Source organism: Clostridium sp. DJ247 (assembly GCF_014231265.1).
In genome coordinates this window covers 48,571-75,009 of the sequence record NZ_JABAIW010000006.1, presented here as the reverse complement: position 1 = coordinate 75,009, position 26,439 = coordinate 48,571, and the positions used below count along the sequence as shown (strand labels likewise).

The window sequence follows — 26,439 nt, the reverse complement described above, 5'->3', positions numbered from 1 at the left end:
AAATGTTTGGTAGAGTTAAAAATTATATACAAGAAGCAAATAAAATAATTATTGAGTTTGAAAACAAAAAAGTAATAATGGAAGTAATTACATCTTCTATTATTAACTTCTTTGCTCCAATAAAAAGAGAGCAGCGCTTATCTAAAGCTGTGGAAAACTTAAAAATTGAAAAATGCAGTTTTGAAGTAAAAATGGAAGATGAAAAAATTATTCTTACTACGGATAAGTTAATAGTAAATATTTTTGATGAGTTTAAGGTGGATATTTATGACTCAAATGGGAATGTGCTTTGTAAAGATTATAGAAAAGAGAGAGAACCTTTTGTACGAAGAGGTTGTGAGGATGGATGGGAAGTAGCTGCAGAGGAAGGACATAAAATCCAAGCAGAACTTAATAAATGCAAAATTCAAGTAGTGAAAAAGATGGAAAAGGATATATTCTTCTATGGATTAGGTGATAAAACAGGTCATTTAAATAAAAAAGGATATCATTATAAAATGTGGAATACAGACGATCCAAGTCCGCATGTAGAAAGTTTTGAAGCTTTATATAAATCCATTCCTTTCTTTGTTGCTTTAAAAGAAAAACAAGCTTTTGGTATTTTCTTTGATAATACTTTTGAATCTCATTTTGATATGGGAAAAGAAAATAGTGAGTACTATTATTTTGGAGCTGTGGATGGAAATTTAGATTACTATTTTATATATGGTCCATCTATTAAAGATGTACTTTCAGGTTATACTTACTTAACAGGTAAAACACCACTACCTCAGCTTTGGACTCTTGGATATCAACAGTGCAGATGGTCATATGTACCAGAGGAAAGATTGTGGGAAATAGCAGAAAATTTTAGAAAGAAAGATATTCCTTGTGATGTATTGTACTTAGATATTGATTATATGGATGGTTACAGAGTATTTACTTGGGATAAAGATAAATTTCTGAATCCTAAAGAAACTTTAAGTGAGTTAAAATCCAAAGGCTTTAAGCTAGTAACTATTATAGACCCAGGTGTAAAGAAGGATAAAGGTTATGACATATATGATAAAGGCATAGAAAATAATTATTTTGCAACAGATAAAGATGGAGTGCCATATGTAAATAAAGTATGGCCTGGAGATTCACTTTATCCTGATTTTTCTAATGAACCTGTGCGACAATGGTGGGCTGAAAATCAAAAAATTATGATGGATTATGGGGTAGCAGGTATATGGAATGATATGAATGAACCAGCCAGCTTTAATGGTCCTCTTCCAGATGACGTTATGTTTAATAATGATGGTATTATAGCAGAACATAAAGAAATACATAATGTTTATGGACATTATATGTCAAAGGCAACATACCAAGGTATTAAAAAGCATACCAATAAAAGACCTTTTGTAATAACTAGAGCATGTTATGCAGGAACACAGAAGTATTCCACTGTTTGGACAGGGGATAATCAAAGTTTATGGGAGCATTTGCGTATGTCTCTTCCAATGCTTATGAATTTAGGGTTAAGTGGAATATCCTTTTGTGGTACTGACGTAGGTGGTTTTGGATTTGATTGTACTGCGGAACTTTTGTCAAGATGGGTGCAAGTAGGATGCTTTACGCCGCTATTTAGAAATCATTCTGCTATTTTTACAAGAGATCAGGAACCATGGGCCTTTGATGAAGAAACAGAAAGTATAAATAGAAAATATATTAAACTTAGATATAAATTGATTCCTTACTTATACGATATTATGTGGAAGGGAGAAAACACTGGACTTCCAATGATAAGACCATTAATAACTCATTATCAGGAAGATGAAAACACATATGAGTTAAATGACCAATTCTTATGCGGTGAAAATATTCTAGTGGCTCCAATTGTAGATCAAGGAAAAACGCGTAGAATGGTATATTTACCTAAGGGAGATAACTGGGTGGACTACTGGACAAAAGAAGTTTATGAAGGTGGACAGTATATTGTCAAAGAAGCGCCACTAGATATATGTCCTATATACGTAAAAGAAGGAACAATCATTCCTAATTATCCTGTGCAAAGCTATATAGGTGAAAAGGAAATTAAAGAGTTAACTTTAGATATCTATCCTCCAAAGGCAAATGAAGAAAGCATATATGTACATTATCAGGATGATGGAGAAAGCTTTGAGTATAAAAAAGGAGCTTATAATCTTTATGAATTTTCAATTGAAACTCTTGGAGATGAAGGGCAAGCTATTGTTATTAAGAATAAGGAGCTTCATAATGGATTCAATAAACCTTACGAAGCATTTAAGTTTAAAGTAAATAATGTTCAGCCTTCTGAGATTTTAGAGGATGAAAGGTCAGTTGAATTTAAAATAGCTGAAGGAACTGTTGAATTTACCATTAAAAAGGCTGAAGAAATTGTAATAAGGTTGTAGAGTAGATATAATGAAAAGATGACCACATTAATATATTTTTAATGTGGTTATTAAGTTTTTATGTAGAAGCTAAAAGAAACCAGTAACAGTTTAACTTTTTCTATCCTAATGATTTAATGTTATTTGAATTTCCTATATAAGTATTTGGAATAAATTAAGAATAAATTCTAAAAGATGTAAGACATCTAGACAAAGTTTAAAAATTGTGATAAATTATAAATATAGATTAAACGTTTACCTACCTTGAAAGGAGTAAATGATGAAACCTACTATAAAGCATGTGGCAAAAAAAGCAAATGTATCTGTGGCAACAGTATCCAGAATATTAAATAATAATGGAAGATATTCAGAAGAAACCAAAGAAAGAGTTCTAAGTATCATAAAAGAAATAGGATATGAAAGAAATGATTTAGCAAGAGGTTTAATAACTAAGAGTACTAAGACCATAGGAGTTTTAGTACCAAGTGTTTCAACAGTGTTTTTTGCTGAAATTTTAAATGGAATAGAAGATACTGCACATAGGAATAACTATAGTGTAGTAATTTGTAACACTGGTGAAAATGGAAAAAGAACTCTTGAGTATTTAAAAGTTTTATCAGCTAAACAGGTAGATGGTATTATACTTACAAGTTTACCCTTAGTAGAAGAATACTATAAAACAATTATTGATTTAAGATTACCTTGTGTATTGGTTTCTACTATGTCCTATAAGTATCAATTGCCTTATGTAAAGGTAGATGATAGACAGGCTGCTTATACTGCAACTCAATATCTTATAGAAAATGGACATAAAAAAATTGCTATAATAAGTGGGAGTAGGGGAGATGCTATAGCAGGAGAACCAAGGGTTAATGGATACATGGAAGCATTATCATATTATGGATTAGAAATAAATAAAAAATTAATAAAATATGGAGATTTTGCATATAAGAGTGGAAAGCTGTGTATGGAACAATTGTTAGATGAGGGGCAGGATTTTACAGCGGTATTTGGAACTAGTGATGAAATGGCAGTAGGTGCTTTATCTGTAGCTCATAGTAAGGGAATTAAAGTTCCAGATGAAATATCAATAGTTGGTTATGACAATACTCAAATTGCAGAAATGGCAATTCCAGCCTTAACTACTGTAGCCCAGCCGTTGTATCAAATGGGTGAGAAGTCTACAAAAAAACTTTTGAGTATTATAGAAACAGGGGAAACTGTAGAAAGTACTATTATGATGCATAAAATTGTTGAAAGATCTACGGTAAAAAAGATATAAAGATTTTTAAACTAAACTATATGCCTATTTTACTCTTTTTTTTGTACTTTAGGTTAAACGATTACTCAAAAAAGTATTTGCTTATCAAGAATGCATATAATATTAAAAATAAATTGAATTTTATATTTATAAATAATGGATGAATATGTATTAAATAACGTTAATAAATGACATTATTTAATGTTGTTTAGAATAAAAATAAGAGTAAATGATTACTCAATTCCATAATGGTTAGTGTAAATAAAAAGATCAGCGAGGTAATGTAAACAATTAGTTGAATTAATGAGATTTTTAATAAAATATAATTAAGATTCTTTTGTAATTACTTAAAAATCAATAGATTAGTAAATTAAGGGGGTATGAAAATGAATAAAAGATTAAAAAAATTACTGATAACTACCGTTGCTTTAACATTAATGTCTACGTTATTTACTGGTTGTGGATCTGCAGAAAATTCAACTGACAGCGGTAAGGTTAAACTAGAGATATTTTCAAACAAACCTGAAAACCAAAATATTTTACAATCAATGATTGATGGTTTTGAAAAAGAAAATCCTAATATTAAAATTACCTTTAGTTCACCGCCTAATGCGGGCACCGTATTAAAAACTAGACTTGTTAAAAATGATATACCAGATATATTAAGTCTTGGTGGAGATATTAGTTATTCTGATTTGTCTAATGCAAAGGTACTTCTTGATTTAAGTAATGAAAATTTTTTAGATCAGATTCAAAAGCCTTATATTGATATGACAAAGGAACTTGTAGAGGATAACAAGTTATATGGAATACCATATGCTACAAATGCTGATGGTGTCCTATACAATAAGGATTTATTTGAAGAGTTAGGTCTACAAATTCCAAAAACTTGGGATGAATTAATAGATATTTCAAAGAAGATACAAGCTGCTGGTAAAACACCATTTTATTTTACATTTAAAGAGTTATGGGTTGCTACTAATTTTTGGAATGTATTAGCTGGTAATTTGCAGCCAAATGATTTTGCAAAGGATAGAAAAAATGGTAAAACAACATTTGCAAGTACTCATGATGAGGTAGTGGACAAAATACTGGAATTAATAAAATATGGTCAAGAAGATATATTAGGTGTAAATTATAATGATGGTAATTCAAAGTTTGCTCAAGGAAAAGCTGTAATGTATATACAAGGTAATTGGGCTATTAGTGATATAAAAAAATCTAATCCTAAAATAAATTTAGATATGTTTCCATTACCAGTTTCTAATGATACATCTAAAAATAAAATAATATCAGGTATTGATGTGTTGTTTTCAATATCAAATAAGTCTAAACATCCAGAAGAAGCTAAAAAATTTATATTATATATGATTAAGAAAGAAAATGCTCAAAAATATATAAATGATCAGTTTGCTTTCTCTGCTGTTAAAGATGTTTTTCAACAAGATGCCACTGTTAAAAGTGTACAAGCTAGCTTTAAAAATCAACAAATTGAAACATTTCAAGACCATTATTATCCATCAGGGTTTAATAATTCCGCTATAGTACAAGAATTATTTATTAGAAAGAATAAGATGGAATTTTTAAAGAAAATGGATATAGAATATGACAGAGCTAATGATCAATAACTTAAGGGAGGGTGAATCAATTGAAAAATAAAAAAGTATTTTATTTAATGACAATACCTGCAGTGCTGCTATTCTTTATATTTCATACAATGGCCCTTATAAAGGGGGTATTTTACAGTTTTACCGATTGGAGAGGATATGGAGATTGGCATATTGTAGGTTTGCATAATTACCTAAGAGTAGTAAAGGATAGTAATATTTTAAATGCATATGGTTTCACCTTTAAATTTGCCATTGTTACTACAATTATTGTAAATGTATTAAGTCTTTTTATAGCTGTTGCCTTAAATGCAAAAATAAAATTTAAAAATACTTTAAAGGCAATATATTTTATGCCTAATATATTAGGCGTATTAATAGTAGGTTTCATATTTAACTTTGTATTTGCCCATATTCTTCCTCAAGTTGGACAAAATTTACATATTGCTGCTTTGAGTAAAAATATTTTGGGTGATGAAAATCTTGCTTGGCTTGGTATAGTGTTTGTAGCTGCATGGCAGGCTATTGCTTTTAATACTATAATATATCTGGCAGGTCTCCAAACTATCGACACTGATATATATGAAGCCTGTGATATAGATGGTGCTAATACGTGGAGAAAATTTAAAGATATAACATTTCCTTTAATAGCTCCTTTTTTTACAATAAATATGATTCTATGTATGAAAAATTTCTTAATGGTGTTTGATCAAATTATGGCTATGACTGAAGGTGGACCGGGAACAGCAACTCAATCTATATCATATATAATTTATATTGGAGGATTTCAAAATGGAAAACTTGCTTATCAATCTGCAAACTCTGTAATTTACTTTATTGTAATTGTGGCAATATCCTTATTCCAACTTAAAGTTCTTGAGAAAAGGGAGGCTAATATGTAATGGATAAAAATAAGATAAATTGGCCCTTAACTATAATATTAATAATTGTTGCGTTGATAACTATTGGAGTTCCACTATATATTACAGTTTTAGTTTCAATAAAATCACCAGATCAAATGATTCCTTCGGCATTAGCTTTTCCAAAACAACTACATTTTGAAAATTTTGGTGAAGCAATTAAAATGACAAACTTTTTTAGAGCCTTTAAAAATAGTTTTATAATAACATTTTTTGTGTTGATTTTAACTATATTGACAAATTCATTGGTAGCATATGCCATAGCTAGAAATAGAAATAAAAAGTTTTTTAATATTATTTATTATTATTTTTTAAGCGCTATGTTTGTACCATTTCCAATAATAATGCTTCCTCTTGTTAAACAGGTAAGTGATTTCCATATGGACAATATCATAGGAATTATTTTCCTATATGTGGTATTTGGTTTGCCTTTTAATATATTTTTATATACAGGTTACATTAAATCCATTCCCATGTCACTTGAGGAAGCAGCTATAATCGATGGGGCATCTAGTTGGCAGGTATTTTATCGTGTAATATTCCCTTTATTAAAACCTATAAATGCAACGGTGGCTATTACAACTTGTCTATGGACATGGAATGATTTTATGTTACCACTGATTATTTTAAGTAAACAAGAAATGGCAACTTTACCTTTAGTGCAATACGTATTTAAGTCACAGTTTAGTACAAACTATAACTTAGCCTTTGCATCATATTTATTGGCATTATTACCAATATTAATAGTATATGTATTTGCACAAAGATGGATTATAAATGGTGTCACTAGCGGAGCGGTTAAACAATAATTTTTCTAAATAAAATTTGAACATATATGAATTTTTAATAAATTAATAAATAAAAGATCAATAATATGATTATGAAAAATTTAAGGTTAAATAAGAGGAGGAGTAGAAATGAAAAAAAAATGGTGGAAAGAAAGTGTCATATATCAAATATATCCAAGAAGTTTTATGGACAGTAATGGTGATGGAATTGGGGATTTAAGAGGAATTATTGAAAAGCTAGATTATTTAAAGAATTTAGGTATAGATGTAGTATGGCTATCACCAATATATAAATCACCTAATGATGATAATGGTTATGACATAAGTGATTATAGAGATATAATGAATGACTTTGGTACAATGAAAGATTTTGAAGAACTATTGAGTGAAGCCCATAAAAGAAATATAAAGATAGTTATGGATTTAGTAGTAAATCATACTTCAGATGAACATAAGTGGTTTGTAGAGAGCAGAAAATCTATTGATAACAAATATAGAGATTATTATATATGGAGAAATGGAGTAGATGGACAACCTCCTAATAATTGGGGATCTTTCTTTAGTGGTTCTACTTGGCAGTATGATAACTCTACTGATATGTATTATTTACATTTGTTTTCAAAAAAACAACCTGATTTAAATTGGGAAAATGAAGAGGTAAGAACTGAAGTTTATGATATGATGAAATGGTGGCTTGATAAAGGCATAGATGGTTTTAGAATGGACGTAATAAACATGATTTCAAAGGATCAGGCTTTCCCAGATGGGTATAGGGGAGAAAAAGATTTATATGGCGATAAAACACCTTTTACAATAAATGGTCCAAGGGTTCATGAATTTTTACAAGAGATGAATGAAAATGTTCTTTCAAAATATGATATAATGACCGTAGGAGAAACTCCTTGTGTAAATCCGGAAGAAGCAATTAAATATGTAGGGGAAAACAGAAAAGAATTAAACATGGTTTTTCAATTTGAACACATGGGTTTAGGTGATGGTGAAGATGGAAAGTGGAGTAACCTACCTTATAATTTAATTGACTTAAAAAAGATAATGAGTAAATGGCAAAAAGGATTAGAGAATATAGGGTGGAATAGTTTATATTGGAATAATCACGATCAACCACGTGTAGTATCTAGGTTTGGAAATGATAAAAAATATTGGAAAGAATCAGCTAAAATGCTTGGAACTTGTATTCACATGATGCAGGGAACTCCATATGTATATCAGGGAGAAGAAATAGGCATGACTAATGTAGCTTTTGAATCCCTAGAGGATTATAGGGATATAGAAATCATAAATGCCTTTGATGAATTAGTGAATCAAAAAGGAAAAGATCCAAAAGAGATGATGAAGGCTATATATGATAGAGGTCGTGATAATGCACGTACACCCATGCAGTGGGATGATAGTGAAAATGCAGGCTTTACCATAGGAACTCCCTGGATTAAAGTAAATCCAAATTATAAAAATATAAATGCTAAGTTGCAGATAAATGATAAAGATTCTATATTTAATTATTATAAAAAACTTATAAAAATACGTAAGGAAAATTCAGTAGTAGTATATGGTAACTATGATTTAATACTTGAAGAACATCCACATATTTATGCCTATACTAGAACTGGAGATAATGAGAAACTACTTGTAATATGTAATTTTACAGAAAACAATACTATATTTCAGTTGCCAAACAATGTAGTATATAATACTAAAAAACTTTTAATAAGTAATTATAATGTAGATTCTGATGACTTAGAAAAACTTGAATTAAAACCATATGAAGCAAGAGTTTATTTAATGAAATAAGATTTCATTAATAATATATAATAAAATAATATAGTTATTGATGTTAACAGTCATCAACCTTCATGCTAATATGATTTGTCATATAATTACATTAGTATAAAGGTTGCTGACTATTCTTATTTATGTATTTTAATAAGAGTATTATGGAAAAATCAGAAAACTTATTTTATAATAATAGAGTAACAGATTAATTACGTTAGGGTGATTTTATGGAATTGGATATTTACAAATTAGTAGACAAATACCAGTTGAGTAAAATAGAAGAAAGTATATTAACTTTTATTATTAACAATATAGAAAACGTTAAAGAAATAGGTGTAAGAGGTATAGCAAAAGAACATTATACTTCCACTACTACCATTATGAATCTAGCTAAAAAGTTAGGTTATTCTGGATTTTTAGATATGTATTATAATTTAAATTTTATATTAAAAGATAAAAAATCCTATGTTTCAAGAGAAAAAGATAGGAAGTATCATAGTGTAGATATAGATGAACTGTTATCATTTACAGAATACAAAACTATAAATGATTTCATAAATTTATTAATAGAAAATAAAAATGAAGTTATATATACTTGCGGCTTAGGATTTTCATATTCTATTGCACAATATTTTACTAGAAAATTAATAGTGCTTGGATTCAATTGTATTTATTCCGAAGCATACGAAAGCTATGATGTAAACGCTATAAAAGCTAAGTTGTTTATAAATGTCTCTAAGTCTGGAGAAACTGATTTTGTAGTAAAAGCTTCTGAATTAGCTAAGAAAAGTGGAATAAAAATAGTTTCCTTTACAGGAGAATCAGAAAATACATTAGCAAAGATGTCAGATATACATTTTAAAATATATGATATGCATACTATGGATGATCGTGGTAAGCTGTCTAATTCCTTCTATCCAAATATTTTAATGTTATTTGAATTTTTGATAGGAGAATATTTAGAAAGAATTGAAAACAAATCTTGAAATTAGTAAAAACATAAATAGCATTATTTGAAAGAGGATGTAGGTACGGAACTTTTAAATTTAATTTATTCCATGTAGCATATTACAAGATTATGCTATATTATATAAATTAAATTTAAAAGTTCCGCATATATATCAATATTTGGATAATTGTTGAACAAATGAATATTATTGCAAAGTTACAATTCCATTCTGTTTGGACACAACTTTTCCAATATTATATTTAAATGTTTTTCCATTAAGGTCTACGAAAATTACAGGCATTACTATAGAGGGTACCTTGTCTTTTATTTCATCTATATCCACCTTTAATAACAGATCCCCTGCTTTTACTATACTTCCTTCCTCCACATAGGTAGTAAAACCTTTACCATTTAAAGTAACGGTATCTAGTCCAAAATGAATTAAGATTTCTACACCAGAATTATCTTTTAATGAAATAGCATGTTTTGTTGGAAATACTCCTGTTATTAAACCATCTACTGGTGAAAAAACATCACCATCTTCCGGATTTATGGCAAAACCATCACCAATTATTTTTTGAGAAAATACCTCATCTGGAACTTCGTCTAAATTTATAAGTTGTCCAGAAACAGGAATTAAAAAACTATTGTTTTCCACTTGCTTTTCTGATTGTTTATTTAGAAAAAAATCTTTAATCTTTCTTAACACTATAATACCCCCTATAAAAATATAAATTAATATTTCTTACTTTAAGTTTATTTATATATAATAAAAATAGTAAGCTTATTTAAAATATTGATTTTATTAGTTTATGTTTTAAAAATAATCATTACCTATATTGATATTTTACTAAAAATATTTCGTTATTTAAACATTTACAATGAAAAAAATAACATGTTATAAATAAATGAAACATGTTATTTAAATTGATAAAGAGTTTGAGAAAAGAGGCCACTGAAGAAAAAAATTATTAAGATGCATACTCAATTTATATTTATTAAAGTCCATTATGTTAACTAGTGAAAGTTAAGTATAAAAAACACCGGCATGTGTATTTAACAAAAAATAGTAATTAAATATATTTACATTGTTTTTATTTCATAATATAATAAATGTATACGTTTCCAAAAATGTTAAATGATGTGCGGAAACGTATACATTTATATTTTAAAAAGAAAGGAGTGTAGTATTAAATCGTATAGTTAACCACAAAAACCTGTTTTCACCCGTTAGGGTATGTAATAAACATTTTTCAATAAGATTATTAGCAACACAGCCTATATCATAACCATAATTTATACAATATGTTGCATTAGAGTCAGTTGGATTTTTAAGACTTTCATTCGATATTTCACTTCCTATTTGTGACATTTTCCAAGATAAATTTATATTCCCATAGAATAAGGTCAGCATTTATTTTACGTAGTTTTCTTACAAACTGATATCTAAATATAAGTTATAAGAAAACGTTCTCTACTTATATTAGAAAAAATACAGTGCTGAAAGTTATTAGTCCAACTTTTATATAATATATGTTTTAAGTATTTTAGCATGTTGTCTATTAGATCTGTTAACGAAGCTTATTGAAAATTGTTTCTGCAAAACATTGTAATTACCACATTCAATAGTAAATTTTCTATTTACTATAAGTGAGCAAAACTTAAAACAAATCTTAGAGATTCATCATCTATTTTTAAACTTAGTATATAGAGAAAATGTTTTCTATGAGTCATCTATGTTTGTGGTAATTGCAAAGCTCTTCAATGTATATAACATGAATTATAGTGTATACACCTATAAGTAATAACAATAAAAAAAGGTAAATATTTAAACAGGGGGTATAGATAAATTATGAATAGAATAATTACTAATAATAAAATAATGTGGTTATTTCTAGCTTTTATGCTTATTGCTACTTCTTCAGTACCATATTTACCAAGGGCTGTAGTAAAAGCTGCTAGTACTGGTAATATTGTTACAAATGTTAATACTGACAAATCAAGGTATAATCCGGGAGATGTAGTTACAATATATGTTGATCTTAAAAATAACACTGGTGCATCCATAAACAATGGATCAGTATCTTTATATTTTAAACACCTTGAAAATGAAATTTCTACATCTTCTACACAAACGTTTACGCTTGCTCCAGGTGCAACAACTGCCTTAACCTTTACGTGGACTCCTCCTAGCACAGACTATCAGGGGTATATGGTGGAAGCTTGGGCAAAAGATTCCGCAGGAAACATAATCGATAATATGAATACAGCTGTGGATGTATCCTCAGACTGGTTGAAGTTCCCTCGTTATGGATATATAACAAAATATGGACAACAGTCAGCAGATGTCAGCAGCAACGTAATATGGCAGTTAAAGAATTATCACATAAATGCAATTCAATATTATGATTGGCAATATAAACATCATATGCCTATTAGCGGAAGTCCAACAAATCCTGACTCCAGTTGGAAGAATCTTGCTGGCGAAGACGTATACAGACAAACCATTATTGACTATTTAAATGCTGGTCATGCAAGTAACATAGCTGGTATGCAATATAACCTTATTTATGGTGCTACTGCTGGTTATGGTGAAGATGGAAGCGGAGTAGACTACAACTGGGCGTTACTTAACAGTCCAGGAGGTTCACAATGGGATATGGCTATGCCACCAGGATGGTCATCTCCGGCTTTATACTTCTTTGATTCTTCAAACCCAGACTGGCAGAACTATATTTTGAACAGAGAAATGGATGTATTTACTGCCTTTCCTTTTGATGGATGGCATCAAGACTCTGTTGGAGATTTTGGAACAAAATACACAACAGATGGTCAGGAAGTTTCTATAACAAATACATTTAAACCTTTTATAAACTATGCAAAAAGTAGAATGGGTAGTAAAAAGCTTTTATTTAACCCAGTTGGATTTAAAGGTCATGATCAAGTTGCTGCAAGCAATGCGGATGGATTATATGCAGAACTATGGCCATGGGATGGTTTTGTAACCTACAATGATTTAAAGCGTGCAGTTGATACTTCAAGGGATGAAGGAAATGGCAGATCTTTAATTGTTCCTGCATATATGAATTATGATGCAGCAAAGACACATACTGAAGCTAGTCCTGGATATATGAACACACCTGGAGTACTATTAACTGATGCCGCAGTTTTTGCCAGCGGTGGATCCCGTATAGAATTAGGTGATGACACAAGAATGCTATGTAGTGAATATTTCCCAAATCGCAATATGATTATGAGTGATGATTTAAAACAAAAAGAACGTAGATATTATGACTTTTTAACTGCTTATGAAAACATACTACGTGATGGACAATACAATACAGCAAATTCAGTTTCATTACAAGATTCAAATTCACAAGCTATTGCTACAAGCACCACCAGCGAGGCAAATAAAGTATGGACATTTACTAAAAAGGACTCAAACTATGAGATTATCCATTTGATAAACCTACAAGGAGAAGCAAATAATTCTTGGAGAGACACTAATGCAGATTATCCAGTACCTACTGCATTATCTAATTTTACTGTTAAGTATTACTACACAGATCCAGTTGGTAGTGTATCCTTTGCTTCACCGGATTACGACAATGGAAAGACTTATAACGTACAATTTACAAAAGGATCTGATATTGGGGGAAATTACATTACATTTACAGTTCCTACACTACAATACTGGGATATGATTTATATTAATAAAGCTGGCGGAACAATGCCAACAGGAACTATTATAAACTCTGGTTTTGAAAATGGAACTAGTTCAGGATGGACAGCAACAGGTTCTTCCTATGGTGTTGATCAAACCGATGCTCATAGTGGTAACTCTAAAGCTTATTTCTTTAATACCAATTCTTATACACAGAAGCTTGAACAGACAGTAACTGGTCTTTCAAACGGTGTTTATACAGTTAGTGCTTGGGTTAAGCAAAATACAGGAACACCTTCACTTTGTAGGATGGAATTAACTAATTATGGTGGTTCAGCTGCATATACAAATATCAGCAGTGGCAGCACATATCAGCAGATACAAGGCACTGTAAATGTTACAAATGGACAAGTTAATATAGCCTTTTATATTTCTGCACCTGGCAATACAAATCTACAGATAGATGATGTTGAGCTTTGGAAAAATTAGTTTTCAATTGATATAAAATAAAACTGCAAATGAAAAATTACTATTCAGGCATTCCATACTTGGAATGCCTATGTTAATGTTCAAAATAAACTAATAAAGACAGAGTTATTTTATAAAATAACTCTGTCTTTATTAGTTTATTTTAAATTATTAATATCTTGGAATACTTCTGAATAGCAATTATTATTTTTATTGAATAAGTGGAATTGAAACAATAACCTTAGTTCCTATTTCGTATTTACTCTTGTAGACTATACCATATTCATCTCCATAACTTAACTTTATTCTTTGGTTCACATTCCTAATAGCATATCCATGATGATCAGCAGTATTTTCGATTAATGGATCTTGAATCTTTTTTGTAAGTAACTCTAGAGCTTGAGGACTCATTCCTTTTCCGTTATCGAAAATTTCATAGACTATTGTAGTATTATTTATTTTCTTAATTAATACTTTTATAAAACCACCAGTTTCGCTTTTATCTAATCCATGATAAATGGCATTTTCCACAATTGGTTGAAGAATGAGCTTCAGAGTCTTCATGTTTTCTATATTTGAATCCACGTCTATGACATAGTCTAGCCTTTCACCGCATCTTAGCTTTTGAATAAATAAATATTGTCTTATATGTTCTACTTCATCTCTTATGGAGACTTCTTCATTACCACCACTTAGTCCGATCCTGAAGAAGGTTGATAGTGCAGTTGTAAGTTCCGATGCCTTTTCTGTATCACTTGAAATTGTAAGCCATTTGATTGAATCTAAAGTATTATATAAAAAGTGAGGATTGATCTGTGCTCTTAGAGCTTTTAATTCAGATTTGTTAACAGCCTTCTGCTTATCTACAATTTGATTAAGTAGATTATTAATTTTATCTAACATAAAGTTAAATTCTGTACTTAGTTGATTCACTTCAAAACATCCCTTTATATCTAATTTTTGTGTAAAATTCCCTTTTCTTGTTTCTTCAATAGATTTTAGCACTTTTTTCAGTGGTAAAGAAAGATTCTTGAGAATTAGGGTACTAATAGCTATAATAACAAGAAAGCACATAATCCCTATAATGATAATTGAAAGTAATACAACTTTAGTGGAACTGTGAACTTCAGTAACAGGGATAGTAATAATAAGTTTCCAATTATTTATAGATAACGGAGCATCAAATATAAAATAACTGTCTTTATCAATCTTTCCTTTAAAATGGGCTTGATTATTATTATTTTTAAGTATTTGGTTAACTGAATAGGAGTCAAAGTGTATATTTTTTAAAAGTTTATTTCTATCCTTACTAGCTATTATTTTGCCTTTATCATCAATAATATATAAACAACCCTTTTCACCAAACTTTATATTGTCAATTAACTTACACATATTCTCAGAGTTAACGCTTGCGGCAACATAACCAATGTTTTCAAAAGTTTTATAATTTTGAACGTAAAGTATTAACATAAATTGATTTAATTTAGCAATTAATTCTCCTTCATTGATTTTCAAAATACTCTCGGTGGATTCATTATAAGAACAACTAGTCCATACTAGAGTTTCTTTATTATTAAAAGCCTGTTTAAACCACTGATTTTCTAATTGTTTATGTATATTATAAACTGTAAAGTGAAGTCTTTTAGCAATAAATGTATTTTTATCTGTAACAAATATAATATCGTCAATTAGATTATTTACAGAACTTATACCATTTTGATGTATTTCATAATTATTAAAGTAAATACAATTATTAAGATAGCTATTTATATCATTTTCAGTTACTTTTTTGTAGTCCTGGATTCTTGAATCAGTAGAAAGCATATACACTGTATTTTCAACAAGTTTTAGCCTTGAATTTACTTTATCTACAGTTTCTTGAAGCATAATATTTCCGTTATCAATAAAGGTTTTTTCTGCATAATTTAGGGTTCTTATGTAATATATTGAAATAATAAATATAATAGCAACTAATGTTATTAAACCAATAATTATATTAATTTGTAAATTCAGTGAATAGTTATAATATCTATCCTTTATACATTTAAAAGGTTTACAAATATAGGTCTTCCACATGATATACATACTCCCAACAAATTATTTATCAGATTTAGAGAGAATAGAATTTAAATCATCATGAATATTTTTTAGAGCTGTTTCAGCACTAACCTTATTGATAATAGCATCTTTGAAATTTTTTTGCATGGATTCTGTAATAGAAGGATAATAGGGAGACATTGGTCTTAGTTTTGAAGACTTTAAGATATTTTTACACTTATTAAGTAAAATATCTTCCTCCTTATTCCCAGTAGTGTTATCGTAGATATCTTTTCTAGTAGGAACTTCACCTGCGATAAGTGCATCTTCAAGTTGAGAATCATAACTAGTCATCCATTGTATAAATCGCCATGCAAGTTCAGGATTTTTACATTTTTTATTAATCATATAATTCCATCCTCCTAAGGTAACAATGTTATTTTCCTCATTATGACCTAGGGGAAGAGGAGCAATTCCAACTTTATTTTTCACTTTAGAATCTTTAGAACATAGCTGATGATATATATAAACACAATTACGCATAAATAAGGCACTGCCATCCTGAAATGCCATTAAACCGTCATCTTCCTGAAAATTTAATGTTTCTGAGGAGCTTGTATTAAAATTTGCAACGTTTATAAAGGACTGTAGTCCTTTTAATGCCTCAGGAGAATTAATTGCAGATTTTCTGTCTTTAATAACTTCCCCACCGTTATTCCATATAAATTCTAAGGCATTGCAGACTATTCCTTCATATGAATGACCTTGAAATAAATAACCATACTTTATTCCAGGGCTGTTTGAGTATTTTTTTGACATTTCTATTAATTCTTCATAAGTATTAGGTGGATGTGGAATTAAATCTTTTCTATAATAAAGCAATGGAATATCAGCTCTGCCTGGAACTGCATACGCTTGTCCTTTGTACAAGCAGGTTTGAACTGATTTTTCAAGAAACTCTTTTTGCATATCTTCAGTAAAGTACTTATCTAAAGGAAGTGCTAAGCCTAAGGAAGCAAATTCAGGGGTCCAAATTACATCAGCAAAAAAAACATCTATATTGTCTGTGTTAGAAGATAATATGAATTTATAGTAATCATGTTGGGCGTCAGTAGATGCAGGAAGTTGTTTTAGTTCCACTTTAACATCTGGGTTAGCCTGTTCAAAAAGAGCTGCATTTCTTTTGAAAATGCTAAAGTGGTCATTGCCTCCATAAGAAAAAACAATTGTTTTTTTCCTAGTGGAGTTACTCTTTGAGTAAGATTTAGAATTAGTTACAAAATTATAGGTAAATATAAAAAAAAAGGTAAATATGATGAAGAATAATCCTGCAATTATTCTTGCTTTGCGTGGCATAACGAAACCTCCTCGGATATAGGGTTTGGTATATTGTTAAATCCATTAAATAGCCAAGAAAACGTTTTTTTAGTTTATTATTATTATATATCATAGTATAATATTATTCAACAAAGAAGTATCATAAATGGTATTATATTCTAAAAATATGTTATAATTTGGATAAATCATAGAAGAATATCTGGTTTTTCATAGTATGAATTATTTATACGGGAGGGAATTACATGTATGATATTATGATTGTAGATGATGAGGAAATAATTAGAAAAGGCGTTATTCAGTACATTGATTGGAATAAGTATGGATATAACATTGTAGCAGAGGCTGTGAATGGTAAACAAGCCTTTGAAATTGCAAAAGACATAAAGCCACAGGTTATATTGACGGATATATATATGCCAATAATGGATGGAATAGAGTTCGCTCAAAAGGTAAAAGGAATTCTCCCAGAAACTATTTTTATTTTTCTAAGTGGATATAATGAATTTATGTATGCACAAAAGGCAATTGAAATTGGTGTGTTTAGATATTTGATTAAGCCCTTAAAAGTTGAAGAATTATTATCTGTACTTAAAGAAGTAAGTGAAGAACTAGAAAATGCAGAATTAGAAAGGACGAAAATTAAAAAATTTTCCAAATTAATTCATGAGAGTTTACCTCTTTTAAAAGAGCGATTTTTTCTCAGTCTAATAAAAGGCAATTGTAAAGAAAATGAAATTTGGAGCAGATTAGACTATTTGAATATTTCCATCAAAGCAGAGAAGTTTTTTTGTATAATTATTAGCTTAGATGATTATTTTAATTTAATAGAAGAACGAAAACAAGAGGACATTAACATAATTAAGTTTGCAATTCAGCATATAACTAAGGAAATCCTTTCATCAATAGAAGGGACATTCTTTATGTTTGAAGATAAGTCAAATGAAATTGGAATTCTATTTTGTTATAATGGAACCCAGTTATCAAATTATTTGTCTACTCTATTCCCTTTAGTACAGCATATTCAAGAATATATACGAAGATTTTTCAAGACAAGCATTAGTATAGGAATAGGAAGAAGCTGTGAAAATATAAATGATGTACATAAATCCTATGAGGAAGCAGAAGAGGCTTTAGAGTATAGAACTGCTTTTGGGAAAAACAGCATTCTTTATATTGAAGATATCAAGCCCACTTCAAAGGTATCCTTATCCTCAGATGTTTTTAAAAAAGTAAATGAGTTAGTAAAGTCAGTAAAAAGTGTAGATTTAGAATCAGCTATGAAGGTTACTGATAACTTATTTGATATAATGACTAAAAATCACTTATTGAAAAGGGACGATATTCATCTGTTCTTAATTGAAATTATTAGTAAACTAATAAGAATTGTAATGGAATTTGATGGTGATGCTGAAAGGGTATATGGAGACAGATTTATACAGTTAAGTATTCTAAATTTTGATATTATTGAAGATATAAAAGGAAAACTTAAGGGTATTATTAAAAGTACTATTGAATTCATTAACTTAAGACAAAAAACAGCCAATAAAAACTTTATTCAAAAAGCAAAGAATTTCATTGATGTTAACTATTGCAAGGAGGAATTAAGTTTAAGTATGGTTGCGGAAAGTGTTCATATTAGTCCTGCCTATCTTAGTCAGATTTTTAAACATGTGATGGGAGAGTCTTTTATTGAATATTTAACAAAAGTAAGAATTAACTATGGGAAAAAGCTCTTAAAAGAAACTAATCTTAAAACTTATGAGGTTGCATTTCAGGTTGGTTATAATGATGCACAATATTTTAGCAGCTGTTTTAAAAAAATTGTAGGAACGTCTCCTACAAATTATAGAAATATAATTGCAGCTGATTTATTAGATGAGGAATAGGTAACTAAAATGCTTTAAATATTAATTTAAAAATGTCGTTGGTGTTTAATAAAATTTTATAACACCAGCGATATTTTTATTTAATGTATAAAAAAATCACACAAAATCATTAAATATTCTATTAATTATTACAATGAAAACATATACAATTAAAACATATACTTTGTTTTTTAAAGAAAGGAGAGTATGTATGAATAAGAAAAAGGAGTTAACTGTAAAATAAGGTTGCTTGTTATTATAATAGATTTGGGGGGAAAAATATGATAAAAAAACAGGTAAAAAGAATTTTATGTGTGGCTGCATTAGCTGCAGTTTTATCATCGGCACAAAAGGTATATGCCAGGGATAGTCAATTCACAAGACAAGGTGCAGGTCCGATGTATTGGATGAGCTACGAACATCAATGGACAAAAAATACATATATGCCAGAGCAGCGATTTAAGGATAATATTGATTGGATGGCTAACAATTTCCTACCATATGGATATGATATGGTTTCTACAGATGGTTGGATTGAGGGAGCCACTATGTTAAATCCAAATGGTTATGTTGTCTCACATAATGACCATTGGATGACAAATCCTCTTGATATGTCTGGAAATGGAGGAAGTAATACCTCAAGTGGAAAGTTAGTTAACGGAGATTTTGAAGATGGAGAAACAGGCTGGGAATTTAATGGTAATGGTATGCATGGGGTAGATGCGAACGATGCTCATAATGGCAGTAAATATTATATATATAACGATGGAGCTCATAAGGATAGCTTAAAACAAACTGTATCAGGTTTAGAAAATGGTACTTATAAGCTCACTGCTTGGGTGAAATTAAGTGGAGATGAAAACTTTACAACGGATGGAAGCAAAGCTGAAATAAGAGTAGGTGAACCAGGCAAGAATCCAGTAATTAAAGCTATAGAACCAGCACAGAATGAATATAAAACGGAATGGAGATATGCTCAATATGAAGTAGAGGCAGATATTACTAATGGAGAACTTCAAGTAGAATTTTATTTAGATGCTAAAGGTGATAACACATCATTTCAAATTGATGACATTACCTTGGAGTCAGTTGGAGGAGCTACCACAACTATGCCTGTAGGAAATCAGGCAGTAAATGGTGATTTTGAAGAAGATGAAACTACGGGGTGGAATTTTGTAGGAAACGCATTGCATGGACGAAATGTTGAAGCAGAAGGACAGCACTCTCTTTGGACATGGGCTGATGCTCCTCATAGTGAAACCATTAGTCAAGACATATTAAATTTGCCAAATGGAACTTATAAAATAAGTGCAAAAGCCAAGGTGAAAGGAGATATGTTAACAGATGGCAGTACTGCACAAATGGTTATCAGTGGTCATGATACAACCAGTAATATTACTGGACAGACAATAAACGCAGATAGTAATAACACAACCAATAATACCACTGGACAGGCGATAAACGTAGATAGTAATAACACAACCGATAATACCACTGGGCAGGCGATAAACGTAGATAGTAATAATACAACTAATAATACCATTAAACAGGTAATAAACATAGATAGTTATGATTGGAAAAATTACGAAATAGAAGTGCAAGTTACAGCTGGAAAATTAAATTTACAGTTTGCTTATGATGCAAAAGGAGCAAATGGAGGTCTTGACTTAGATGATGTAAAAGTAGAGGCTGTTATACCAGAAGGACAAGAACCAGCATGGCAGTATCCAACAGAGAAATATCCAAACGGACACACCTGGAAGTTCTGGGCAGATTATGCTAAGAGTAAAGGATTAAAATACGGTGTTTATTATAATCCTCTATGGGTCAGTCCTGAAGTAGTAAAAAATCCAGATAAATATACAGTAGTAGGACATCCAGAAATAAAAGTTTCAGATATTATAATTAAAGACCCAAATGGTAATCCAGCAGGAGGAGATAGATTTAATGGTGGACAAGGAAATGACAGAGCCTTATATTGGCTAAATGTAGATGCTCCGGGTGCAGAAGACTTCATAAAAGGATATGTAAAGTTCTTTAAAGATCAAGGCGCAAGTTTCCTAAGAGTAGATTTTTTATCCTGGTATGAAACAGGAACAGACATAAATTTAGGTAAACTTGGAGAAGCACATACAAGGGAGCAATATGATAAAGCCATAAAATGGATGAGTGAAGCAGCTGGCACTGATATGGTTTTAAGCTTAGTTATGCCGCACCTTAAGGATCACGGTGACATCGAACGTAAATATGGAGATATGATTAGAATTGATGAGGATGTTTTTGCTGGTGGATGGGATCATACAAGTGGACGAAGACAAAACTGGCAGGGCGAGTTATGGTCACAATGGGCTGGTGCATTCCAAGGGTTCACTGGATTTGCAGATATTAATGGTATAGGAAGCTTAATCAATGACGGTGACTTTACAAGATTGAATACCTTCAGTGGACAATATGCGGATAACGAAAGAAAATCTGAGATTTCCTTATTCACTATGGCGGGTTCTCCAATCACTATTGCAGACCAATATGATACCATTGGAGATTTAGCAAGCTTTTATCAAAATCCAGAGTTAATAGAACTGAATAAAATGGGTCTTTCAGGTAAGCCTATTTTTAATACCAGTGCACATTACAAAGATAATAAGAGTCGTGATAGTGAAAGATGGGTAGGACAGCTGCCAGACGGAACCTATGTAGTTGGATTATTCAATCGATCAGATGAGCAAAAAGCTTTCACTTTTGATTTCCATAAGGAATTGGGAATCAACCAAGGTTTTGTAAGAGATTTATGGGCACATCAGGACTTAGGAACCAAAAAATCCCATACGGTTGTGTTAGATCCACATGATTGTGCGATAATCAAAGTAGTTCCAACAGCACAGATTAAAAAGTATCAGGCAGAAACTGCTTCTTATGAAGGTGCTAAATTTAACGGTGCAGACTATATAAGCGGAGCACAATTTAACAATAATCATACCGGGTATACAGGTTCTGGATATATAGAAAGCATTTCTACAGCTGATGACAAAGTGACCTTTGCTGTAGACGCACCAAAAGACGGAGATTACAAATTTAATATTAATTATGCCAATGGTGACGGTGCTGCTGTAGTTAACTTTTATGGAAGAGATAAGGTAAGCGGAGATACCATTGATACAAAAGAAGTTGAGTTACCAACTACGGATACTTTAGATAAATGGGGAACTGCAAAACAATCTCTTACTCTTAAAAAAGGAATTAACTTAATAACTATACAAGGAAAAACAGGATCCATTAACCTAGATTCCATTGAAATGATTACAGGGGCTAGTGAAGCTACTATTATCAATGGAGGATTTGAAAATGGTACAACAGGATGGAATAAAGTCGGAGATGGTTGGTGGGGAGCAGATAGCAACGATGCTTACGAAGGAAATAAATTATATAACTATTTCCCAGAAGCAGGAGAAGCCACAATAAGTCAAAAAATAACCAATGTGGCAGATGGACATTACAAAGTAACTGTTATGGCAAAATTAATGCCACATACTTATCCAAACTTTGAGGGTGGAACCTGTGAATTTAAAATAACACAACCAGGATTGCAAGATGCAGTTACTAATATTACGCCAAATGTGATAAATCCAACAGTAAAAGATGCAAATAAGGATACAGGTAAGCTTGATTCAGATCAATTTGACTATAAACAATTTACTGTAGAAGCAGATGTAACTGCCGGAGAAATGAATATAGAATTCCATACAATAGTGCCGAAGGGGGATACATCTTTACAAATTGATAATGTAAAGATTGAGAAAATCGGTGAACAAGTAGAGGATACGGGAGTACCAATCCATAATGCAGATTTTGAAGCTGGATTTGAAAACTGGAGCCGTAACAACATGGTAAATCAATCCATTCAACAGGAAAATGGTAGCAGTTATGTGCGAATGGCAGGAGATGCTGCATATAATTCAGATTTATGGCAATATGCTGCGCCAGGAGCGGGTACCTATACATTAAAAGCAAAGGTAAGAAGCAAGGGTGATTTCAACGAATCTTCATTATATGTGAATTATGCAGGGGGAACAAAAAAAGTAGCAATTCCTAAATCTAGTGAATGGACAACAATTGCATTACCAAATGTTACAGTGCAAAATGGTGAAGTTATTAAACTAGGAACTTTAGTGGATGGAAAAGCTGGAAGTAATTTAGATATTGATGATGTACAACTTGTAAAATCTAATCCAGCAGACTATCAAACTGCATCCTCTCTTGGAAATTTAAGCACAGAAAATCCTTATACAGTGACATTAGAAGGAACTGGAGTAATCTTCAACTTTGAACAGGCTCATAAAGTAAAAGTAGATTTTATGAACGATGAAATTGCAAGAGTATGGATGGAGCCTACAGGAATATTCAATAAGGACAAATCTTTTGTAGTTAACAACGAAAGTGCAAAAGTTACTCCTAAAGTTACAGATGAAGGGGATTACATTAAAGTAAGCACCAGTGCTTTGACCATAAGAGCGTATAAAGCGCCATTTAGAATTGAATATTATGATGCAACAAATACAAAATTAATCACAGGGGAACCAGAAAATGGCGGATTGAAATACGATGGGGATACTGGAGTATATGAGACAATGAACATGGGTCAAGATGAACATTTCTATGGGTTAGGAATGGATCGTGATTCAAAGACACTTGATAGAGCAGGCCAAAAAATAGTAATGAAAAATAATATGGTAGGTGGAGATACCTCTGGAAATGTATCTGATCAATCAGGAACTTTCTTTGCAAGTACAAAAGGGTATGGTATCTTCTTTGATAATACTTATGAAAACACAACCTTTGATATGGGAGCGACTAACAAAGATCAGTATTCCTTTAGTGCACCAAATGGAGAAATGGTTTATTACTTTATGAATGGCTCAAGCTTAGATAAAATAATGGAAAATTATGCACAACTTTCAGGAAAAGCACCATTGCCTCCAAAATGGGCCTTAGGCTATATTCAATCTAAGTTTGGATACAAGAGTTGGGATGAAGTAAATCAAGTGGTAGACAAATTCAGAGAAAAAGGAATTCCAGTAGATGGAATGGTACTAGATGTATTCTGGGCATCAATAAACCACTATTTTGATATGTCTTGGTCTAAAGAATTTGCTAATCCAAAGGAAGCAATGGATGCACTTGCTGCCAAAGGAATTAAAATAACTAACATTATTGACCCATATGTAATGGTAACTTCTGATATATTTGCAGAAGGAGATAAAAATGGATATTTTGTAAAAGATAGCTCTGGTAAAACTGTTATTTATGATGCATGGTATGGAAAGTCTGGTTTAATAGATTATACTAATCCAGAAGCAGGAAAATGGTATACATCTAAAGTAAAACAATTACACGATGCAGGTGTTAAAGGCTCATGGATTGACTTAAATGAACCAGAGAATGCTACTGACTCTTTAAGAGATCAATTTAAGGAAGGAAATGCAGCGGAAATTCGTAATGTATACGCACTAAATGAAGCTAAGGCTTTCTATGATGGACAAAGAAGTTATACAGATGAAAGAGTATGGTCTTTAGCAAGATCTGGATTCTCTGGAATTCAAGAATACGGTACTACAGTTTGGTCTGGAGACGTTAACGCTACCTGGGATGCATTTACACAGAATTTAGAGCTTGGTTTAAGTACAGGAATGTCTGGTATACCATACTTTACAAATGATACAGGCGGATTCAGACAAGGACCACCAAGTGCAGAGCTTTATACACGTTGGATGCAAGCATCTGCATTTATGCCAATCTTTAGAGCACATGGTGACGATAGTGCAAACCAAGGAAAAGGAGAAAGAGAGCCATGGGTCTTTGGAGAACAGGCAGAAGGCATAACAACTGATCTTATCAAACAAAGATATAGATTATTACCATACATCTATACTACAGCAAAAGATACTTACGAAACAAATAAACCAATTATGAGACCATTAATCATGGATTATGCAAATGATGCACAAGTAGCAAAATTACAAGATCAATGGATGTTTGGAGATTCTATGATGGTGGCACCTGTACACACTGAAGGAGCTACCAGCAGAAATGTATATTTACCAGAAGGCACATGGTATGATTGGAATGACGGAACTCAATATCAAGGAAATAAAACAGTAGAGAACTACGCTGCGCCATTAGACAAAATCCCTGTATTCGTAAAAGAAGGTTCTATTATCCCTATGGCACAAGACATGAACTATGTAGGAGAGAAAGCAGATGATTATATTAACTTAAAAGTATATCCAAAGGCATCAGGAGAAGAAACTAAATTCTCACTATACGAAGATGATGGAAATACTTATAGCTATGAAAAAGATCAATCAGCAACTACAGATATTACAACGAAGAAAGATAATGGAACTATCAATTTAAATATTGGAACTATAAAAGGTAGTTATGTAGGAAAAGTAACAGATAGAGTGTGGGCAGCACAGGTTAAAGTAGACTCAATGGATCAAGCTATTACAAAAGTAAAACGTAATGATGTAATTTTAACAAAAGTTACCTCTATTGATGAACTTAATGCTGGAAGTGACGTGTGGTACTATGATAGCAATGCTAAGACAGTATATTTAAGAACTAGCAAAGTATCTACAGACACAGCCCAAAACATTAGCATTCAGAGCGCTATTAGCAGTACACAAACTGTAAAAAATGTGGCTCCATTACAGAAAATCACAGTGGCAAATGGAACAAAAGCATCCTCAATAGGACTTCCAGGTACAGTAAAGGTAACACTTGACAATGGAAAAGAAGTAGCCATGGATGTACAATGGGATACAAGCAAATATGATGGCAATACAGCAGGAGAATACTCATTAGAAGGAACACTAGATACTACAGTAGACGGAGTAGAATATCAAAATAATAGTAATTTAAAAGCAGAAATTAAAGTAAAAGTGCAGAAGAAAGGTGAACCTACTGGTTCGGAATTCAAGGTAGAAAATGAAACAAATATGTCTTCCTTTAAGGCGGGAAGTGACGCAGATGTAAAAATAAAAGTTACAAATACTGCAAATGAAACTAAAACTGCTACACTAATAGTAGTTCTTTTCCAAGGTGATAAGTTTATAAACTATGTAACCTGCAGCCAGCTTATAGAAGCAGGAAAGAGTGTAGAAATGGATGGAGGCTTTACAATACCATTAGGCGATAACTATACAGTTAAGGCTATGGTATGGGATACGTTAGAATATGGAAAACCTCTTTCAAATTATATCGAAATCCCTGTAACAAAGTAATAGTTTTAGATGGATGTAGTATATTAAAAAATACATTATACTACATCCTTAATTGTAACTATGAACTAGTTTAAAGAAAAAAGAAGGAGGTAGTGA

13 protein-coding genes are annotated in these 26,439 nt (G+C 31.1%); 10 read left to right on the top strand and 3 right to left on the bottom strand.

Going from position 1 to position 26,439, the window contains the following annotated elements; translation table 11 throughout:
- The first annotated feature begins 2 nt into the window (after positions 1–2).
- The 7 genes from HGI79_RS04140 to HGI79_RS04110 all read left to right on the top strand — a co-directional run bounded on the left by HGI79_RS04140 (position 3) and on the right by HGI79_RS04110 (position 9,728).
- Positions 3–2,396, top strand: coding sequence for a glycoside hydrolase family 31 protein (locus HGI79_RS04140; protein ID WP_185649398.1), 2,394 nt, complete (start codon positions 3–5; stop codon positions 2,394–2,396).
- A gap of 259 nt (positions 2,397–2,655) precedes the next feature.
- Positions 2,656–3,657 (top strand): LacI family DNA-binding transcriptional regulator, encoded by a 1,002-nt coding sequence (locus HGI79_RS04135; RefSeq protein ID WP_185649397.1) that lies wholly within the window; start codon positions 2,656–2,658, stop codon positions 3,655–3,657.
- Positions 3,658–4,022: 365 nt separating this feature from the next.
- Entirely contained in the window at positions 4,023–5,264 is a 1,242-nt protein-coding gene (locus tag HGI79_RS04130) for an ABC transporter substrate-binding protein (RefSeq protein ID WP_185649396.1), read from the top strand.
- 20 nt (positions 5,265–5,284) lie between these two features.
- Positions 5,285–6,145: a carbohydrate ABC transporter permease gene (locus HGI79_RS04125; protein ID WP_185649395.1), complete on the top strand. Its 861-nt coding sequence runs from the start codon at positions 5,285–5,287 to the stop codon at positions 6,143–6,145.
- The gene (locus HGI79_RS04120) at positions 6,145–6,972 is read left to right on the top strand and encodes a carbohydrate ABC transporter permease (RefSeq protein WP_185649394.1); all 828 of its coding nucleotides are present in this window, start codon (positions 6,145–6,147) and stop codon (positions 6,970–6,972) included. The genes HGI79_RS04125 and HGI79_RS04120 overlap by 1 nt, the downstream gene beginning before the upstream one ends.
- A 108-nt stretch (positions 6,973–7,080) precedes the next feature.
- Positions 7,081–8,760: an alpha-glucosidase gene (locus HGI79_RS04115; protein WP_185649393.1), complete on the top strand. Its 1,680-nt coding sequence runs from the start codon at positions 7,081–7,083 to the stop codon at positions 8,758–8,760.
- Positions 8,761–8,969: 209 nt separating this feature from the next.
- Positions 8,970–9,728, top strand: coding sequence for a MurR/RpiR family transcriptional regulator (locus HGI79_RS04110; protein ID WP_185649392.1), 759 nt, complete (start codon positions 8,970–8,972; stop codon positions 9,726–9,728).
- 168 nt (positions 9,729–9,896) lie between these two features.
- On the opposite strand, the gene HGI79_RS04105 is transcribed toward HGI79_RS04110, so the two are convergent.
- The gene (locus HGI79_RS04105; RefSeq protein ID WP_185649391.1) at positions 9,897–10,400 is read right to left on the bottom strand and encodes a PTS glucose transporter subunit IIA; all 504 of its coding nucleotides are present in this window, start codon (positions 10,398–10,400) and stop codon (positions 9,897–9,899) included.
- Positions 10,401–11,543: 1,143 nt separating this feature from the next.
- Here HGI79_RS04105 and HGI79_RS04100 point away from each other — a divergent pair.
- On the top strand, positions 11,544–13,844 hold the full coding sequence (locus HGI79_RS04100; RefSeq protein WP_185649390.1) for a glycoside hydrolase family 66 protein: 2,301 nt from the start codon (positions 11,544–11,546) through the stop codon (positions 13,842–13,844).
- A gap of 189 nt (positions 13,845–14,033) precedes the next feature.
- Here HGI79_RS04100 and HGI79_RS04095 read toward each other — a convergent pair whose 3' ends face one another.
- Together HGI79_RS04095 and HGI79_RS04090 are read right to left on the bottom strand one after the other, a co-directional pair.
- Positions 14,034–15,899 carry a sensor histidine kinase gene (locus tag HGI79_RS04095; protein WP_185649389.1) on the bottom strand — a complete coding sequence of 622 codons (1,866 nt, stop codon included), beginning with the start codon at positions 15,897–15,899 and terminating at the stop codon, positions 14,034–14,036.
- Between the two features lie 21 nt (positions 15,900–15,920).
- Complete coding sequence (locus tag HGI79_RS04090) at positions 15,921–17,216, bottom strand: ABC transporter substrate-binding protein (protein ID WP_185649388.1); 1,296 nt, start codon at positions 17,214–17,216, stop codon at positions 15,921–15,923.
- A 224-nt stretch (positions 17,217–17,440) separates the two neighbouring features.
- Here HGI79_RS04090 and HGI79_RS04085 point away from each other — a divergent pair, with 224 nt between their 5' ends.
- Both HGI79_RS04085 and HGI79_RS04080 read left to right on the top strand, forming a co-directional pair.
- Positions 17,441–19,084, top strand: a complete 1,644-nt coding sequence (locus HGI79_RS04085) for a response regulator (RefSeq protein WP_185649387.1) — start codon at positions 17,441–17,443, stop codon at positions 19,082–19,084.
- 260 nt (positions 19,085–19,344) lie between these two features.
- Entirely contained in the window at positions 19,345–26,343 is a 6,999-nt protein-coding gene (locus HGI79_RS04080) for a TIM-barrel domain-containing protein (protein WP_185649386.1), read from the top strand.
- The last annotated feature ends 96 nt before the right edge of the window (positions 26,344–26,439 follow it).